Annotated in this window: 17 protein-coding genes and 3 tRNA genes; 16 read left to right on the forward strand and 4 right to left on the reverse strand. The window is 50.8% G+C overall.

Annotated elements, in window-relative coordinates:
• Nucleotides 1–69: 69 nt before the first annotated feature.
• Both ACMAZB_RS07590 and ACMAZB_RS07595 read right to left on the reverse strand, forming a co-directional pair.
• Nucleotides 70–145: transfer RNA gene (locus ACMAZB_RS07590), tRNA-Gly, on the reverse strand.
• Between the two features lie 7 nt (nt 146–152).
• Nucleotides 153–228: transfer RNA gene (locus tag ACMAZB_RS07595), tRNA-Glu, on the reverse strand.
• 170 nt (nt 229–398) lie between these two features.
• Here ACMAZB_RS07595 and ACMAZB_RS07600 point away from each other — a divergent pair.
• From ACMAZB_RS07600 to ACMAZB_RS07630, 7 genes are all read left to right on the forward strand, one after another.
• Entirely contained in the window at nt 399–1316 is a 918-nt protein-coding gene (locus ACMAZB_RS07600) for an ABC transporter ATP-binding protein (RefSeq protein WP_435220023.1), read from the forward strand.
• Nucleotides 1313–2086 carry an ABC transporter permease gene (locus ACMAZB_RS07605; protein ID WP_435220024.1) on the forward strand — a complete coding sequence of 258 codons (774 nt, stop codon included), beginning with the start codon at nt 1313–1315 and terminating at the stop codon, nt 2084–2086. Before ACMAZB_RS07600 ends, ACMAZB_RS07605 begins: the two co-directional genes overlap by 4 nt.
• A gap of 4 nt (nt 2087–2090) precedes the next feature.
• Complete coding sequence (locus tag ACMAZB_RS07610) at nt 2091–2891, forward strand: NADPH-dependent 7-cyano-7-deazaguanine reductase QueF (protein ID WP_435220025.1); 801 nt, start codon at nt 2091–2093, stop codon at nt 2889–2891.
• A complete protein-coding gene (locus ACMAZB_RS07615; protein ID WP_435220026.1) occupies nt 2888–3412 on the forward strand; it encodes a YfiR family protein in 525 nt (174 codons plus the stop codon). The genes ACMAZB_RS07610 and ACMAZB_RS07615 overlap by 4 nt, the downstream gene beginning before the upstream one ends.
• On the forward strand, nt 3409–5403 hold the full coding sequence (locus tag ACMAZB_RS07620; protein WP_435220027.1) for an ATP-binding protein: 1995 nt from the start codon (nt 3409–3411) through the stop codon (nt 5401–5403). Before ACMAZB_RS07615 ends, ACMAZB_RS07620 begins: the two co-directional genes overlap by 4 nt.
• Nucleotides 5404–5405: 2 nt before the next feature.
• Nucleotides 5406–6506, forward strand: coding sequence for a hypothetical protein (locus ACMAZB_RS07625; protein ID WP_435220028.1), 1101 nt, complete (start codon nt 5406–5408; stop codon nt 6504–6506).
• A gap of 49 nt (nt 6507–6555) precedes the next feature.
• Nucleotides 6556–6643 (forward strand) — tRNA-Ser (locus ACMAZB_RS07630).
• Nucleotides 6644–7053: 410 nt separating this feature from the next.
• Here ACMAZB_RS07630 and ACMAZB_RS07635 read toward each other — a convergent pair.
• Nucleotides 7054–8280 carry a serine hydrolase domain-containing protein gene (locus ACMAZB_RS07635; RefSeq protein WP_435220029.1) on the reverse strand — a complete coding sequence of 409 codons (1227 nt, stop codon included), beginning with the start codon at nt 8278–8280 and terminating at the stop codon, nt 7054–7056.
• 255 nt (nt 8281–8535) lie between these two features.
• On the opposite strand from ACMAZB_RS07635, the gene ACMAZB_RS07640 reads away from it, so the two are divergent.
• Both ACMAZB_RS07640 and ACMAZB_RS07645 read left to right on the forward strand, forming a co-directional pair.
• On the forward strand, nt 8536–9381 hold the full coding sequence (locus ACMAZB_RS07640; protein WP_435220030.1) for an endonuclease/exonuclease/phosphatase family protein: 846 nt from the start codon (nt 8536–8538) through the stop codon (nt 9379–9381).
• Nucleotides 9382–9490: 109 nt separating this feature from the next.
• On the forward strand, nt 9491–9733 hold the full coding sequence (locus ACMAZB_RS07645) for a YgaP-like transmembrane domain (RefSeq protein ID WP_435220031.1): 243 nt from the start codon (nt 9491–9493) through the stop codon (nt 9731–9733).
• A 69-nt stretch (nt 9734–9802) separates the two neighbouring features.
• Here the strand turns inward: ACMAZB_RS07645 and ACMAZB_RS07650 are convergent, their stop codons facing one another.
• Nucleotides 9803–11089, reverse strand: coding sequence for a spinster family MFS transporter (locus ACMAZB_RS07650; protein WP_435220032.1), 1287 nt, complete (start codon nt 11087–11089; stop codon nt 9803–9805).
• Nucleotides 11090–11283: 194 nt separating this feature from the next.
• Here ACMAZB_RS07650 and moaC point away from each other — a divergent pair, with 194 nt between their 5' ends.
• The 7 genes from moaC to ACMAZB_RS07685 all read left to right on the forward strand — a co-directional run bounded on the left by moaC (nt 11284) and on the right by ACMAZB_RS07685 (nt 14924).
• Complete coding sequence (gene moaC / locus ACMAZB_RS07655; RefSeq protein ID WP_435215841.1) at nt 11284–11775, forward strand: cyclic pyranopterin monophosphate synthase MoaC; 492 nt, start codon at nt 11284–11286, stop codon at nt 11773–11775.
• The gene (locus ACMAZB_RS07660) at nt 11769–12023 is read left to right on the forward strand and encodes a MoaD/ThiS family protein (protein ID WP_435220033.1); all 255 of its coding nucleotides are present in this window, start codon (nt 11769–11771) and stop codon (nt 12021–12023) included. Before moaC ends, ACMAZB_RS07660 begins: the two co-directional genes overlap by 7 nt.
• A 1-nt stretch (nt 12024) precedes the next feature.
• On the forward strand, nt 12025–12489 hold the full coding sequence (locus ACMAZB_RS07665) for a molybdenum cofactor biosynthesis protein MoaE (RefSeq protein WP_435220034.1): 465 nt from the start codon (nt 12025–12027) through the stop codon (nt 12487–12489).
• The gene (locus ACMAZB_RS07670; RefSeq protein WP_435220035.1) at nt 12482–12961 is read left to right on the forward strand and encodes a flavin reductase family protein; all 480 of its coding nucleotides are present in this window, start codon (nt 12482–12484) and stop codon (nt 12959–12961) included. The genes ACMAZB_RS07665 and ACMAZB_RS07670 overlap by 8 nt, the downstream gene beginning before the upstream one ends.
• Nucleotides 12962–12970: 9 nt before the next feature.
• Nucleotides 12971–13510 carry an NUDIX hydrolase gene (locus tag ACMAZB_RS07675; protein WP_435220036.1) on the forward strand — a complete coding sequence of 180 codons (540 nt, stop codon included), beginning with the start codon at nt 12971–12973 and terminating at the stop codon, nt 13508–13510.
• 64 nt (nt 13511–13574) lie between these two features.
• Entirely contained in the window at nt 13575–14054 is a 480-nt protein-coding gene (bcp, locus tag ACMAZB_RS07680; RefSeq protein ID WP_435215851.1) for a thioredoxin-dependent thiol peroxidase, read from the forward strand.
• A 90-nt stretch (nt 14055–14144) separates the two neighbouring features.
• Nucleotides 14145–14924: an exodeoxyribonuclease III gene (locus ACMAZB_RS07685; protein WP_435220037.1), complete on the forward strand. Its 780-nt coding sequence runs from the start codon at nt 14145–14147 to the stop codon at nt 14922–14924.
• Nucleotides 14925–14975 lie beyond the last annotated feature (51 nt).

Here is a 14975-nt window from a genome sequence, read left to right on the forward strand (position 1 = left end):
CCTGAGATTTTCCAGACGCTCGCCCCCTATGGATCAGGGGGGCAAAGGTCTAACGGAAAATGCCATTTTTGGAGCGGGTAACGAGGTTCGAACTCGTGACCTCAACCTTGGCAAGGTTGCGCTCTACCAACTGAGCTACACCCGCTTAAAAATGGCGTCCCCTAGGGGGTTCGAACCCCTGTTACCGCCGTGAAAGGGCAGTGTCCTAGGCCACTAGACGAAGGGGACACAGTCTCTGCAAGAGCAGAGGCGCGAATGTTAGTAGCGTGGACGGGCTGCGTCAAGTAAATGCCTCAAGTTCTGTCGCCTCGCTGCTGGGCTTTGGGTACACTTGGCACTCATTATTGCGCTTTCGCGGCCGCGATATGCCTTTTCACCCTACCATCCTGGGAAAAAACATGACTGCGGCACTAAAAATTGAAGGCCTAGAAAAGACCTATGACAATGGGTTTGTGGCACTACAGGGGATTGACCTCACTGTAGAGCCGGGAGATTTTTTTGCATTGTTAGGGCCCAATGGTGCGGGGAAGTCGACCACCATTGGTATTATTTCGTCTTTAGTTGCGAAATCTGCTGGCAAGGTTTGTGTTCACGGGGTTGATATAGATCGCAATTTCCCCCTCGCTAAAACACACCTGGGCATTGTCCCTCAGGAATTTAATTTCAACGTCTTCGAAAAAGTTGAAGACATACTGACTAATCAGGCGGGCTACTACGGCATTCCTCGCATAGAGGCGTTACGCCGCACTGAACATTTTTTAGACCGACTAGGTTTGACTGAAAAGCGAGACACCCGGGCTAGGATGTTGTCAGGCGGCATGAAGCGGCGGCTAATGATAGCCCGAGCACTCATCCACAATCCTAAATTGCTCATTCTTGACGAGCCCACTGCCGGCGTAGATATCGAAATGCGGCGTTCCATGTATGATTTTTTAAGAGAGATCAACGCTTCAGGTACCACCATTATTTTAACGACACACTACTTAGAAGAGGCTGAAGCACTGTGTCGCAATATGGCGATCATTAACCACGGGAAAATAGTGACCAATCGCTCCATCAAAGATTTATTGAGGGATTTGCATAAAGAGGTCTTTATTCTCGATTGTGCAGGGCAGTTAAGCAGTGAATTGACTGTGCCGGGCTTTGATCTGGAGGTGCTTGACGATCATACGGTACAGGTGGCCATCGAAAAAGGACAAAATCTAGCAGAGGTTTTTGCAGCGCTGCATGAAAAGCAGGTGTCGGTTGTGAGTATGCGTAACGAAGCTAATCGACTGGAACAGATGTTCGTTAATTTGTTGGAGCAAACGGCATGAATCGGTACGAGCAATATGTTGCCTTCATGACCATTATGCGAAAAGAGATCCGCCGGTATCTTCGAATTTGGTCTCAGACGTTGCTTCCAAGCGCTATTACTATGTCGTTGTACTACGTGATTTTTGGAAATTTAATTGGCTCTCGTATTGGTACCATGGGGGGCTTTTCTTATATGGAGTTCGTGGTGCCGGGTTTGATTATGATGGCAATCGTGACTAACTCGTACGCTAATGTGGTTGCCTCGTTCTTTGGTGCAAAATTTAATAATAGCGTTGAAGAGCTGCTGGTTTCTCCCATTCCCCCCTACATTATATTGTGTGGCTACGTCGCCGGCGGTGTTAGCCGTGGCATACTGGTTGCGGTCATTGTCACCGCCGTTTCGTTGTTTTTCACACGCCTTCCAATTTACAGTCCATTGCTTGTGATTGTTGTTGTTGCGCTTACCTCCATACTGTTTTCGTTGTTGGGGTTTATCAACGCGGTGTTTGCTAACACCTTTGATGACATCAACATTGTGCCCACTTTTGTTCTGACGCCGTTGACTTATTTAGGGGGTGTTTTTTACTCGCTAGACCTACTGCCCGATTTTTGGGCCGCCGTCTCCCAGGCCAATCCGTTGGTTTATGTCGTCAGTGCTTTTCGCTATGGCATGCTTGGCGTCAGCGATGTCAACATTAGCTTTGCGATCAGCATGATTTTACTTTGCGTACTCGTGGCATTCAGTTACTCGTTGCACTTGCTGCGAACCGGCAAACGACTGAGGACTTGATGCTATGGGCGGTGCCTTGGGAAATAAAATTGCAGCGCCAAAGCTTTATGCGCCTGAAATTTTAGAGCCCATTTCACGACGAGAAGGGCGTGATGCCTTAGGGATCAGCCAAACGGATATGTTTGGTTACGATTGCTGGCACCTTTATGAGCTGTCTTGGTTGAATGCTCAGAAACAACCCCAGCACGCCGTCGGTGTGCTGATTGTAGATGCCGCCTCACCAAAGACGATTGAATCAAAGTCCTTAAAATTGTATCTCAACAGCCTAAATTTCCACTGTTTTGAGTCGCAAGCAGAGGCCGTAGACGTGATCTGTCGCGATATTGGTCGCGTGACGGGATCGAAAGTCACTTTGACGATGCTTCCCCCAACTGAATTAGCGGCTATCACCCGTGAGCCCGAAGGTTGTTTACTCGAGGCTAGCGTGCAAGCAGCGGGTACTGAGCTTCATGCAGGCTCATGGTGCGACCTCGATGGTGACATAGCCAAACAAACGCTGGTGTCTCATCGATTACGCTCACTCTGCCCAGTCACGGCTCAACCCGATTGGGGAACTTTGGTAATTGAATACCTTGGGCTGCCCATAAATTTTGGCCAACTTCTCGCCTTTGTGGAGTCCTTTAGAGAGCACCAAGAATTTCATGAGCAATGTGTAGAACGTTGTTTTAAGGTTTTGATGCAACAGACCCATGCAGAGACCTTAACGGTGTCCGCTTTTTATCAACGTCGCGGTGGCATTGACATAACACCAGTAAGATCGAACGGGCCGCTTTTGCCCGAATATTGGCGTATGGGTCGTCAATGAGAGGGCAGCTTCTCACTGGGTGTTTATTGTTAATTTTAGCGCTGGAGGCTAGTGCACAGAGGTTGAGCACAACCCCCGGATATACAGAGTCTGAAATTAAAGCGGCGTTCACCCTGCACTTGATAAGTTTTATTAGCTGGCCCAATAGTCAGCAGCCAAACGTCTTGTGTGTAGTCGATGAAAGTGGGGTCCATGATGCCCTTGAGCTGCTACTCAATAAACGTGAAGCCAAGGACATCTCTCTCAGGAGCTTGGTGGATACCCGAGACGTGGGACCCTGTGACTTGTTGTTTTTAGGCAGCGATGTGGATCTCCCGGCTTTCGATCACACACTGCCCTTGCTCACAATAGGCGAGAGAACCGGCTTTGCGGCGGCAGGTGGGATGGTGGAGCTGAGCCGTCGTGCGGGTCGCGTGGAGTTAATTATTAATGAATCTGAATTGCAGCACGCTGGGTTTTCTGCGAGCAGCCGATTGATGTCTTTAGCGACCATAGTTACGCCCGGAGTAGTGCGGCCATGACTCAGCGACTCGATAGACGTGTTTCGGTGTTGATGGTTACCATCACCACCGTTGTGACTGTTTTCGTGATATCCATTAGCTTGGGTTTGGCTTTCAGGGCGGCGATGTCAGAAACCTATGAGCTTAAAGTTATTCAAACGCGAGTTCTTGGCAGTAATTTAACCGCCGCGCTTGCCTTTGAGGACGAGGCAGCCGCAACTGACGTGCTGGAAACCCTCGAAAACGCTAATGACATTGTATTAGCGCGCATTTTAAAGGGTGATGATCAGGTATTCGCAGAGTACAGAAATGATAAGGGCCAGTTTGCGGAAATGCTAAAAGCGGCTGATCCCTTGGTGAGCCTCGCCAAAGAAAGGTTTGTATCCAGAATTCACCACCCTGTGATTTGGCAAGGTACTGAGTTGGGTATTCTTGAGATTTGGGTAGAGACCTTACCCTCCGATGACCTGGTGAGAGACACGCTGCTCATAGCGTCTTTGGCAATATTATTGGCTGCGCTGTTGGCCTACTTGTTAGCGCGACGGCTTGGGCGGCGTGTTCTCCAGCCGGTGAGGGAGCTTTCCACCTTAATGGTTGATATGACCAGCCGAGAGGATTACACCGGACGGTTTCAGGATTCCAGCATTCTAGAAATAAATACTTTGGGAGAAAGCTTCAATAGCATGCTGTTGGCGATTGAAGACCGCGAGAACTCACTGCAGCAGGCGATTAAGGCGCTCGAGGTTGCGAGAGATGAGGCGCAGCACAACGCTGACACCAAAACTTCATTTCTTGCAAATATGTCCCATGAGATACGAACACCTATGAACGGGGTGGTGGGAATGGTTTCGCTCATTAAGGAGACCCAACTATCAGATCGGCAGCGCGTTTATTTTGACACCATAGAAAAGTCCGCAGCGGGTTTGCTGGTTGTTATAGACGACATTCTCGACTTCACAAAACTCGAGTCGGGGCATCTCAAAATAAGGCGAGTGCCCTTTGCTTTGGACGATTTGCTCGGCACGCTGAATACTATTTTTGAAATCCAAGCGAACAACAAAGGGCTTGAGTTTAAATTGACTAAGGCCCATGGGCTTCCAGATCGTGTGATAGGCGATCCTGCTCGATTGCGGCAGCTATTGATGAACTTGATCGGGAATGCCATCAAATTTACCGACGAGGGACTAGTGAAGTTGGTCGTAACGCCTATCGAAAAGAATGGCGCGTCGCTAATGCGGTTCGAGGTGATCGACACCGGCATTGGAATTGCCGAGGACAAGCAGTCAGGGATTTTTAACGAGTTTTATCAGGTTGATCTGACATCAACACGCGCCTATGGCGGTACCGGTCTAGGTTTGGCGATATGTCGAGAACTTGCGCAGCTGATGGAAGGCGCTATCTCCTTTGAGAGCAGTAAAGGCAAGGGTTCATGTTTTTGGCTGGAATTGCCGTTACCTGAAGATCAGGTAAATCCTTTTGCCTTGCCAACTCCCGTTGAGCCAAAAAGTGACAGAAATCCATTTCGAGCGGCTCTCGCAGGGGAGGGCGCTGAATCAGCACCCAACATCTCGAGAAAGATTGATCATCAGTCACCGTCTCCCTTGACCTTTTTGAGAGTATTGGTGGTTGATGACTCGGAGGTCAATCGGTTTATTCTTTGCGAGCTACTGGCAACTTTGGGGATTAGAGCTTCAGTTGCTTGTAACGGTGAGGAGGCGGTAGCGGCATTTAACCGATCCCCTCTGGATGTTATTCTCATGGACATTCAAATGCCGGTCATGGATGGCGTGGTTGCTACAGCCGCGATTCAGCAGCTACAGGCAGAAAAAAGCTTGAATCCGGACTGCATTGTGGTTGGGGTGTCAGCTCATGCGATGAGTGGCGATCGAGAGAAATATCTCGCCTCAGGCATGGCCGACTATTTGACGAAACCTATTGATAGGAAAATTCTGGAAAGCTGTCTGAGTGCGTTGGCGAAGGAGCTTCGGGGGGACATACACTTATGGCGCTAACTATGAAAAAGGCACATCGAGTACTTGAAGGCTGCCTACGGGTAGCTTTTATTCGGGCTTTAATACTGCCACTGGCGTGTGCAAGTTACGGTGCATGGAGCCAAACAGTGCCCTCGGACTTAGTCGATGTCTCAATAGAGGACCTGTTTTCGGCTAACGTAGTCACGGAAGATGCCAGAGCCAGTGACCAGAGGAAATGGTATTTGGCGTATCGGTATGGTCGCGCAGAATTTGATGAATATCGCTTGGGTACGCGTAAGTTGAGCTATGAGGATGTTTTGTGGTCAGGCCCATCAGAGCAGCGTACCGGAAGTAACTATCCTGTTGTGCCCACTAAAATTCAGCAGGAAGTGCACAGCGTATTGCTGGGCTATCAGTACTCCCATTCGCTATCTGCGCGGGTGTCAATTCCGTTTATAAAACAAAGCACCGACCATGTGTCCATTGTCCCAGGCTATGACGAGTTCAACATCAGTTCTGACGGTGTCGGCGATGTCCTCGCGGTGGTTGACTACGAGCTGTCCCGCACAGTAAACAGCGCTTGGCATGGAGTGTTCGGCTTGAGTATTCCGACCGGCTCCATTGACGAAGAGGGCGATACCCCAAGGGCACCGGGTGACCAGCAGCTGCCCTACACCATGCAGATCGGTTCAGGCACCTGGGACTTGCCTCTTGGGATCACCTACAAAAAATATGGACAGCACTTCAGCGGTGGCTCCGACATGTTAGCGGTCATCCGAACTGGAGATAACGATCGCGACTACCACTTGGGACACAAGTTTACATGGGGGGGCTGGGTGAGCTTCACCGGAGGAGAGCTGCTTGAGCCCGGCGTACGCTTTAGTTACCGATGGCAGGGGGAAATATCTGGTGAGGATCTTAGCTTACGTGTGCCAAACCCGACGTACCCATACCCGGCTCCTGTCGTAGACCCGACAGCTTTTGGTGGCCAGCAGCTTGATCTTGCGGTCTACGTAGATGTTAAGGTCGCACCCCGCTGGAACCTGCGCGTTGAGTACGGCCAGCCCCTATGGCTAGACTTGAACGGGCCCCAATCCGCAGAAAAGTACCAGTTCAGCTTGGGTGTTAGCACCGTCTTTTAAACTGTAGTTTTGAAGCAGGGCGGATGACTGTGATACTCTCCGCGCCTTCGGAGAAGTGGCCGAGTGGTCGAAGGCGCACGCCTGGAAAGTGTGTATACGGCAACGTATCGAGGGTTCGAATCCCTCCTTCTCCGCCATTCAAAAATATGCCTCCCTTGTGGAGGTATTTTTTTGGATGAATGAAAATGAGCTAGACGAGAATCCTTGGTTCGATAAAGCGTGACGGAAGGAGCGTTTTAGACGGTATCTTTCGAGATACCGTCCCGCAGGGGTGAAAATAGGCCTAAGGCTGTTTAAATCAATCTCTCTTTCGTCCCCCTTTTTGTTAGCTCCAGTGTTGCACTGGCTTCTGTCCGGTTGCCGAGGCCAAGTGGCGTAGGTTCCCTAGGAGGCATTTCCTTTGTGCTGGGGTCTACATCTGACTGAGTTAATCGTTACCTACCTTCCAGAGGGGGCTACGTAACCCCTGGTGCAAAAGAGCGCTGGTGTTTGACGTTATCCCAAATTGACAGTCGCTCTAATTGGCTTCAACCAGTCCACGCAAAGCTCATGCGCTTTCATCGATAGCGCCATAGACAATATTTCGGATCTGACCTCGGAAGTTGAACGTTGAGGATGGTATGAGCTGAGTCATAAAAATGACGAAAAGCTCTTCCGCGGGGTCGACCCAGAAGTGCGTCGATGCATAGCCCCCCCAATAAAAATCGCCCTCGCCAACGGTACCAGACGCCACCGCGTCTATTGTCGACGCAAAGCCCAAACCGAAACCCACGCCCTCGTTACTAGTCTCAGAGAAACCGCCCACTGCCATCTGAGCGAGACTCTTAGTGCCTAGATGGTTTTGCGTCATGAGTTTTAGGGTATTGCGACCGATGAGTTGCAGACCATTATAGTTTCCGTTGCCTACAAGCATGGTGCAAAATTTGGCGTAGTCTGCCATGGTGCTAACTAGACCGCCCGCGCCGGAGGGTCCTGTCGGTCGATATCGGTAAGGGCTTTCAAGAGGATCATCTTGAAGTTGCAAACGCTTGTCTGCTCCTCGTACATAGCACGCGGCAAATCGAGATAGCGCGGAGTCAGGAACACAGAAATCAGTGTCGTGCATCTCAAGGGGCTCAAAAAGTCGTTTTTTGAGAAACTCATCGAAAGGTTGTCCTGATATTTGTTCCACCAGATAGCCACAAATGTCAGTTGCTAAAGAGTAACTCCAACGAGCGCCTGGTTCATACAGCAAGGGCACCGACCCCAATTTTTCTGCCAAACTTTCTAATGTGTCAGAGCCTGTTCTGGTGACCCCCGCCCGTTGATAGGCTGCATCGACCGGTAGTTCCATACCCGGCAGCAGCCCACCGTAGGTGAGCCCCGCTGTGTGCGATAACAAATGTTGAATGGTCATTGCAGTTTTCGGCGGACGTGTAGTCATGGCTTCACCGCTGCCTTCTACCCATACGCGCTGCGCTGACCACGAGGGTATAAATTTGGCAACAGGGTCGCTTAGCTGAAATCGGCCTTCTTCAAAAAGCATCATTAGGGCAATGGAGGTGATAGGTTTGGTCATCGAGTAAATGCGAAAGATTGTGTCGTCGCGCATTGGTAAATTGCGCTCAAGATCCATGAGTCCCAGGGTTAAAGAGCTCGCAACACAGCCTCTTCGAGCCACCAATAAACGGCATCCGGGTATTTTTTGCGGTGTGATGTAGTGTTCCTGTAAGTGGATTCGCAGCCGATCCAGCTTGTTTTTTGAGAATCCGGCGCCTGTGGGGTTAGTTTCCATAACTCATGGGACCTCAGGTTTGTTGGCGATTGGGTCAAAGGGCTTTCGATCGGGCAACAGATTACACTATGCGTCGCGGTTTCGATCGCCCCCAATGTGGGTGCGTATGGCAGTTGCTGTCGGCATCGGGCCTGCGGGTCACCAGTTGGGCGATGACACGTTCTAGACATAATCTACAGTTGAGTATTTTGTATGGGTGCGTTTACTTGATGAACATTGGATAATCAGTCTGGAGTTTTTTGTTTTGGAATCACCGTGTTTCTAGGCCGTCGTTTTTTTAATTTTTTGCTACTTGTGGGGTTGCCTTTGGCTACGCTTGGGTCCAACGCCGCGGTGTCCGATTTTGTAAAAGTCAAAGCTCCTAGCGTCTCTTACGGTGTGGCATCGTGTCAGATCGCCATGGCACGCCCGGTAAACCAGCCGTCATCATTGCCCAGCGCCTTTCAATTGGTGACCTGGAATATAGAAAAGGGCAACGACCCTCGATGGCTGGAGGACCTAACAGTTTATCAATCGCCACCTGAGCTCATGTTGCTCCAAGAGGCATATACCCCCAGCCCCTTTGAGCACTTGATGGGGACTGTGCTCCACGAGAGTTTCGCAAAAGGCTACAGAGCGGGGCATCTTCAGACGGGAGTGTTGTCGGTTTCCAGCGCAACACCTCAACTTCATTGTGCCCTGACGGCCTATGAACCTTGGTTGTCGACGCCGAAAGCGACTTCGGTGACTCGGTACGGTTTTGCTAAAAGCGAGCAAACTTTGCTCGTGGTTAACGCACACATGGTGAACTTTGAATGGGGTGTGACGGGGTTTAGTGATCAATGGGCACAGATTGAGCAGGTACTGCAAAGGCACGAGGGTCCTTTGATCGTTGCTGGCGATTTCAATACATGGAGTCCAAGGCGCTTAGAGCTATTGGAGGGCGTCAAAGCGCGGCACAAGCTTAACAGTGTTTCCTTTACGCCCGATCGGCGAACCACTTTTTTCGGGTCGCCCTTAGATCACGTACTTGTTCGACAGTTAACAGCGACGCATTCTCACGTTCTTGCGTCTGGTAAATCAGACCACAACAGTCTCTGGGTCAATCTTCGGTTGAAGTAAGTCGCTCATGGTTAACCGACAAGGCAATTAATAGCTACAAGATCTAGACAGCGGCACTGTGCGTAACAACCTCGCCGTACTTCACAACCAGTACGGGAGGGGAAGCAAAATGCAAAGGAACATAAGCGGACTTGAGCGGGTGCTCAGGCTCTGTCTCGGATTAGGAATTTGTGCAGCTGTGCTCATGCTCGGGCACACGAACTTGGCAGATAGCGCACTGCTGCTTGTGGGGCTCTTTCTGGTTCTAAACGGCCTCACGGCACGCTGTTACCTATGGCGTTGGCTAGGCATCAACAGCTTTCGCAGGGCTGGGGGGTGTTCGATCAGTCCCAACGATCGGTCTGAAGCTTGAACGCTTTGCTGAGCATTCAGTGCCGCGCGCCAAAACCTATAGCGGTTGGTCCGCGGCTACCGGCAACACTCAGCCCGACTGTTTTTGAAGATCGGGCAGCAGGTGTCGCGCGGCCATAACAAAACACGCAGTGCCACTGAGGCCCATCAACAGCGCGCACATCATGGCGTAGCGCAGATTGTTGTCTCCGAATATGCCAACAAAACTGTCACTGAGAAGCCCGACGATAACAGGGCCTAAGCCCAGTCCAATCATATTCAAGATGAAAAAGAGAACCGCTGAGGCCATGGCCCGCATCGCGGGGGAGACCAATGACTGGCACATGGCAATGCTTGGTCCTAAATACAATGAATTAAGAATATTGGCTGGAAACAGAACCAACAAAAGAAGCGTGGCATCATCGCTTAGTATGGCGTAGGCCATCGGAATCACCGCAAGACAATTTCCGATAATTGGAATCCAAACATACCAGCGCTTGTCATTTCGACCCCATCGATCCGCCAAAAAGCCCCCCATAAAGGTGCCTATAGCACCGGCTACGCCTGACACTAACCCAAGGGCAAAACCTACCTCAGCGACAGAAAACCCGTGACTCCTCATTAAATATGAAGGGTAGAAGTTGCCGTTGCCATAGGCTACGAACGAGGTCATAGAGCAGCCGAAAGCAATCCACCAAAAGGACCGCCGTTGTTTTAGCGTGCTCATGGTCGTTTTGAGGCTGGATTTTTTGACAGTTTGCCCAAGGTCCCAGCGACCCCTCAGCGGCTCGCGAACTAAAATGAGAACGATGAACGCGAAGAAAAGACCAGGAATGCCCACGATGAAAAAAGCATTACGCCAGCCAAATGTCTCCGCAATGTAGCCTCCCCCTGCAAAACCAAAAAGAATGCCTAAATAAATTCCTGCGGTGTAAAACGACAGGGCGGTTCCACGCTTTTCGGGGGGGAAATAATCGCTAATCATTGAGTGAGCGGGTGGCGACCCTCCGGCCTCTCCCAGTCCTACGCCTAGCCTTGCAAGAACGAGCTGACTATAGCTGCCGACCATTCCTGACAGTGCGGTCATGCCACTCCACAAGGCTAGGGAGCCCGCAATAATGTTTCTGCGATTAGAGCGGTCTGCAAGCCAAGCAATGGGTATTCCCGCACACACATAGATAAGGGCAAAACTGAAGCCTGTAAGCAGTCCCAGTTGGGCGTCGGATAAACTCAATTCAGCCTTAATGGGCTCTTGCAAAATGACAAGAATTTGTCGGTCGATAAAGTTAAAGGTGTAGACAATCGTGAGCACCACGAGAACCAGCCATCGATATCGATGTTCCTTTACATCTTGGTCGGTTTTTAACGAATCAGTCATCATTTGGTCTCGTGACAGAAGGTTGGCGGAGGGTTAGCCAAAATAGCGAGTTAACTATGTGTGCGTGACGGCGGTGCAGTGGAATTCACCATCACCCGAACATCATTTCACAGTCACCCTTGTTGACCAAGTTCAAAATAATATGGGGCCAGTCGTGGCTGCGTGGCAAAACCGGCTCGTGGTATCCTTTACCCATGTCAAATTCTAAACTCACCCACCTTGATGAAGCGGGCCATGCCAGCATGGTAAATGTGGGCATGAAACCCGACACTGAGCGCTGTGCTACAGCAACAGGCAAGGTCCGTATGGAGGCATCCACACTTGATTCGATCTTGGAGGGAACTTTGCCCAAGGGCGATGTTTTTGCGGTTGCGCGCATCGCTGGCATTCAAGCGGCCAAACAGTGCTCTAACTTAATACCCCTGTGCCATTTATTGTTGCTAAACAGTGTCCAAGTGGCTTTGGAGCCAGACCCAGAGCTACCGGGCGTTCAAATTTCGGCGACCTGCCGAGTCAACGGTAAAACTGGCGTTGAGATGGAGGCGCTGACCGCGGTATCTGTCGCAGCACTCACGCTTTATGACATGTGCAAAGCCGTGGACCGTGGGATGACCATCGAGGACATTCAGGTAGAAAGCAAAGCGGGGGGCGCCAGCGGAACGTGGCAAAGAGGTGATACATGCTGACGGTGCGATTTTTTTCTTTGATCCGTGAAGCGCTCGATTGCGAAGAACTAGAAGTGGCGCATCATGCCGAATTACAAACCCTTGAGGACCTCAAGGGGAGCTTAGCCAGTAAGGGTGGTGAGTTATGGCGGGAAACGTTGTACCAGCCCAATGTGGTGCATGCACTCAATCAACGAGTGGTCAATACGGACCATGTGTTGGCAGACGGTGACGAGGTGGCTTTTTTTCCACCCATGACCGGCGGTTGATATGAGTGTTTTGGTGCAAGCGACGCCATTTTCGACAGAGGTACAGCAGGAAATTTTGTTTGCCGACACCTCTGGTGCTGGCTTGGTCACATTCACAGGGTATTTGCGGGATTTTAGCGAACAGGGTGCCATTGAAGCTTTAGAGCTCGAACATTACCCCGGCATGACCGAACGCGTTCTCGAGGAGTTGGGGGAGGCCGCTGCCCACCGGTTTGGTCTGCGGGGGTGGCGCATTGTGCATCGCTATGGACGAATTCAGCAGCAAGACCCTATCGTTTGGGTCGGGGTGCTTGCGGACCATCGCTCTGAGGCCTTTGCGGGCTGTCAGTTTATAATGGACACGTTAAAAACTAAGGCACCATTTTGGAAAAGAGAATATATGTGCGATGGGCGTGTGATTTGGGTGCGAGCCAAATCGGAAGACAGCGAGCGGGAGAAGTCTTGGCAGGAGAGTGGCCATGAGTAGCACTGACTTTCGCAATGCCCTAGGAGCATTTACCACTGGTGTGTGCCTCATTACAGTAAATGACGCCCAATCTGGGGCGCTAGCCCTCACAGCCAACTCTTTCAGCTCACTCTCACTCGACCCGCCACTGGTGTTGTGGAATATACAGAACGACTCTGATTGCTTCAGGGAGTACACCGATTGCCCGTATTTTGGTATTTCGATTTTATGCGCAGACCAGCAAGCGCTGTCTGGCCGCTACGCCCGCAAAGACAATCACAGCATTGTGCAAGAGGACTTTGTTTTCGACGAATACAACGTACCGTTGCTAGAGCGTGCTGTTGCTCGATTCAGCTGCAAGCGTTTTCAACTCATAGAGGCGGGCGATCATCATATTGTGATTGGTGAAGTTGTAGCTTTCGACGCTATAGACGAGGCTCCGCTGTTATTCAGTCGCGGCTCCTACGGCCAGTTGGCCACCCGAACCGATTAAGGACTCCCAGTGAAATTCTGCCCAGATTGTGGTGCGCCCACGGAACGTCGGATTCCCGAAGACGATGACAGAGAGCGAGACATTTGCTCCGGTTGCAGCACCATTCATTACCACAACCCCAAAGTTATTGTAGGTTGTATTCCCGAACACGAAGGGCAAATTCTTATGTGCAAGAGAGCCATTGAGCCGCGTTATGGCCTGTGGACTCTGCCCGCTGGGTTTATGGAAAACGGAGAGACCACTGCTGAAGGTGCCGCCCGAGAGACATGGGAAGAGGCGGCAGCTGTCGCAACGCAGCCCACGCTTTATCGTATTTTTGATGTGCCCCACATTAATCAGGTTTACATGTTTTACCGATGTGGTGTCGAAGGTGGGCGTTACGGTGTGGGTCCAGAGAGTTTGGAAACTGAGCTGGTGTCACCTGCCAATATACGGTGGGATGAATTAGCATTTCCCGTCGTTAGGGAGTTGCTCAGGGAATTTATTGAGGATAGCCACAGTGGCGATTTTCCCGTGCGCCACAGTGTTATCAGTCTCGGTCGTGGTTGAGCAGCGTTCGTGAATATCCACAGGCAGCGTCACGCATTTTTTTAACCATAGAAGGGCTTATACGATGACATTCCCCAAAGTTGGCAATTTAGCTCCAACCTTCACTCTGCCGGATCAAGAGGGAGTTCAGGTTAAGCTGAAAGATTTCCGCGATCAAAAGAACGTGGTGGTTTATTTCTACCCTAAGGCCATGACGCCGGGGTGTACGATTCAAGCCGCCGGATTACGCGACAGTGCCGCCGCGCTGTCAAAGCGAAACACTGTTGTTCTGGGTATCAGTCCGGATTCGAGCACTCGCTTGGCGAAATTTTCTGAGCGGGACAGTCTCAACTTCACACTTCTTGCGGATGAGGACCATGGGGTTGCTGATAAGTACGGAGCCTGGGGACCCAAAAAATTTATGGGAAGGGAGTTTGACGGAATACTCCGAACCACCTTTATTGTTGGCAAGGATGGTCGTTTAAAAGCTGTGCTTGATAAGTTCAAGACGAAGAGCCATCACGAGGACCTGTTGGCGGCTCTGGACGGCTTATCCCTAGACTAATCAACCACCAATTGGGGATGAGTAATCCCCCGTTTCCATGTTGACTTTGATATTCTAGAGTCCCCAAGCGAGTAGTTAGTAGCGGCACTCATGCGAATCATTACCTGTAATACAAACGGCATACGTGCAGCGCAACGCAAAGGTTTTTTTACCTGGTTGTCCCAGCAGAATGCCGATGTTGTATGCATTCAGGAAACGAAGGCCCAGATCCACCAACTCGATCCCGCAGTATTCTCGCCAGAGGGCTATCACTGTACCTACAATGACGCGCAGCGTCCTGGGTACAGCGGCACGGCTGTTTTTAGTCGGGTAAAGCCTAAAAAACTGGTGACAGAATTGGGTTGGGAGCCCATGGACTCTCAAGGTCGCTACTTGCAGGTGGATTTCAAGGGCTTAAGTGTCATCTCGCTTTATGTGCCTTCGGGCTCCAGCGGAGATGAGGCTCAGGACCGTAAAGAAATTTTCATGGAAAAGTTTTTGCCACATCTCCAAGCGTTAAAGCGCAAGCGGCGAGAATTTGTTATTTGCGGCGACTGGAATATTTGTCATCGCGAGATTGACCTGAAAAACTGGCGCGCTAACAGAAAGAATTCAGGATTTTTACCTCACGAGCGCGCATGGTTGGATCAGGTTTTTGACGAGGTCGGCTGGGTCGATGTGTTTCGCCGTATTAACCCGGATCCAGATCAGTACACCTGGTGGTCTAATCGCGGCCAGGCTTGGGCCAAGAACGTAGGCTGGCGCCTCGATTACATGCTGTGTACACCCGGCGTGGCGGCCACGGCAGCGTCGGCGAGTATTTATAGGGATGAGCGATTTTCCGATCACGCCCCGCTTATTATAGATTTCGATACTGACGTTGAAGCATGACGACAGCATCCAGCACTCTTTCATTCAACGACATCGTCATTAGGAGATAAA

Origin of the sequence: Luminiphilus sp. nBUS_07 (genome assembly GCF_051201685.1) — a bacterium.
GTDB lineage: Bacteria > Pseudomonadota > Gammaproteobacteria > Pseudomonadales > Halieaceae > Luminiphilus.

Coding starts and splice junctions, on each gene's coding strand:
- ACMAZB_RS07600 (WP_435220023.1), top strand. CDS start 399: ATGACTGCGGCACTAAAAATTGAAGGCCTAGAAAAGACCTATGACAAT.
- ACMAZB_RS07605 (WP_435220024.1), top strand. CDS start 1,313: ATGAATCGGTACGAGCAATATGTTGCCTTCATGACCATTATGCGAAAA.
- ACMAZB_RS07610 (WP_435220025.1), top strand. CDS start 2,091: ATGGGCGGTGCCTTGGGAAATAAAATTGCAGCGCCAAAGCTTTATGCG.
- ACMAZB_RS07615 (WP_435220026.1), top strand. CDS start 2,888: ATGAGAGGGCAGCTTCTCACTGGGTGTTTATTGTTAATTTTAGCGCTG.
- ACMAZB_RS07620 (WP_435220027.1), top strand. CDS start 3,409: ATGACTCAGCGACTCGATAGACGTGTTTCGGTGTTGATGGTTACCATC.
- ACMAZB_RS07625 (WP_435220028.1), top strand. CDS start 5,406: ATGAAAAAGGCACATCGAGTACTTGAAGGCTGCCTACGGGTAGCTTTT.
- ACMAZB_RS07635 (WP_435220029.1), bottom strand. CDS start 8,280: ATGGAAACTAACCCCACAGGCGCCGGATTCTCAAAAAACAAGCTGGAT.
- ACMAZB_RS07645 (WP_435220031.1), top strand. CDS start 9,491: ATGCAAAGGAACATAAGCGGACTTGAGCGGGTGCTCAGGCTCTGTCTC.
- ACMAZB_RS07650 (WP_435220032.1), bottom strand. CDS start 11,089: ATGACTGATTCGTTAAAAACCGACCAAGATGTAAAGGAACATCGATAT.
- moaC (WP_435215841.1), top strand. CDS start 11,284: ATGTCAAATTCTAAACTCACCCACCTTGATGAAGCGGGCCATGCCAGC.
- ACMAZB_RS07660 (WP_435220033.1), top strand. CDS start 11,769: ATGCTGACGGTGCGATTTTTTTCTTTGATCCGTGAAGCGCTCGATTGC.
- ACMAZB_RS07665 (WP_435220034.1), top strand. CDS start 12,025: ATGAGTGTTTTGGTGCAAGCGACGCCATTTTCGACAGAGGTACAGCAG.
- ACMAZB_RS07670 (WP_435220035.1), top strand. CDS start 12,482: ATGAGTAGCACTGACTTTCGCAATGCCCTAGGAGCATTTACCACTGGT.
- bcp (WP_435215851.1), top strand. CDS start 13,575: ATGACATTCCCCAAAGTTGGCAATTTAGCTCCAACCTTCACTCTGCCG.
- ACMAZB_RS07685 (WP_435220037.1), top strand. CDS start 14,145: ATGCGAATCATTACCTGTAATACAAACGGCATACGTGCAGCGCAACGC.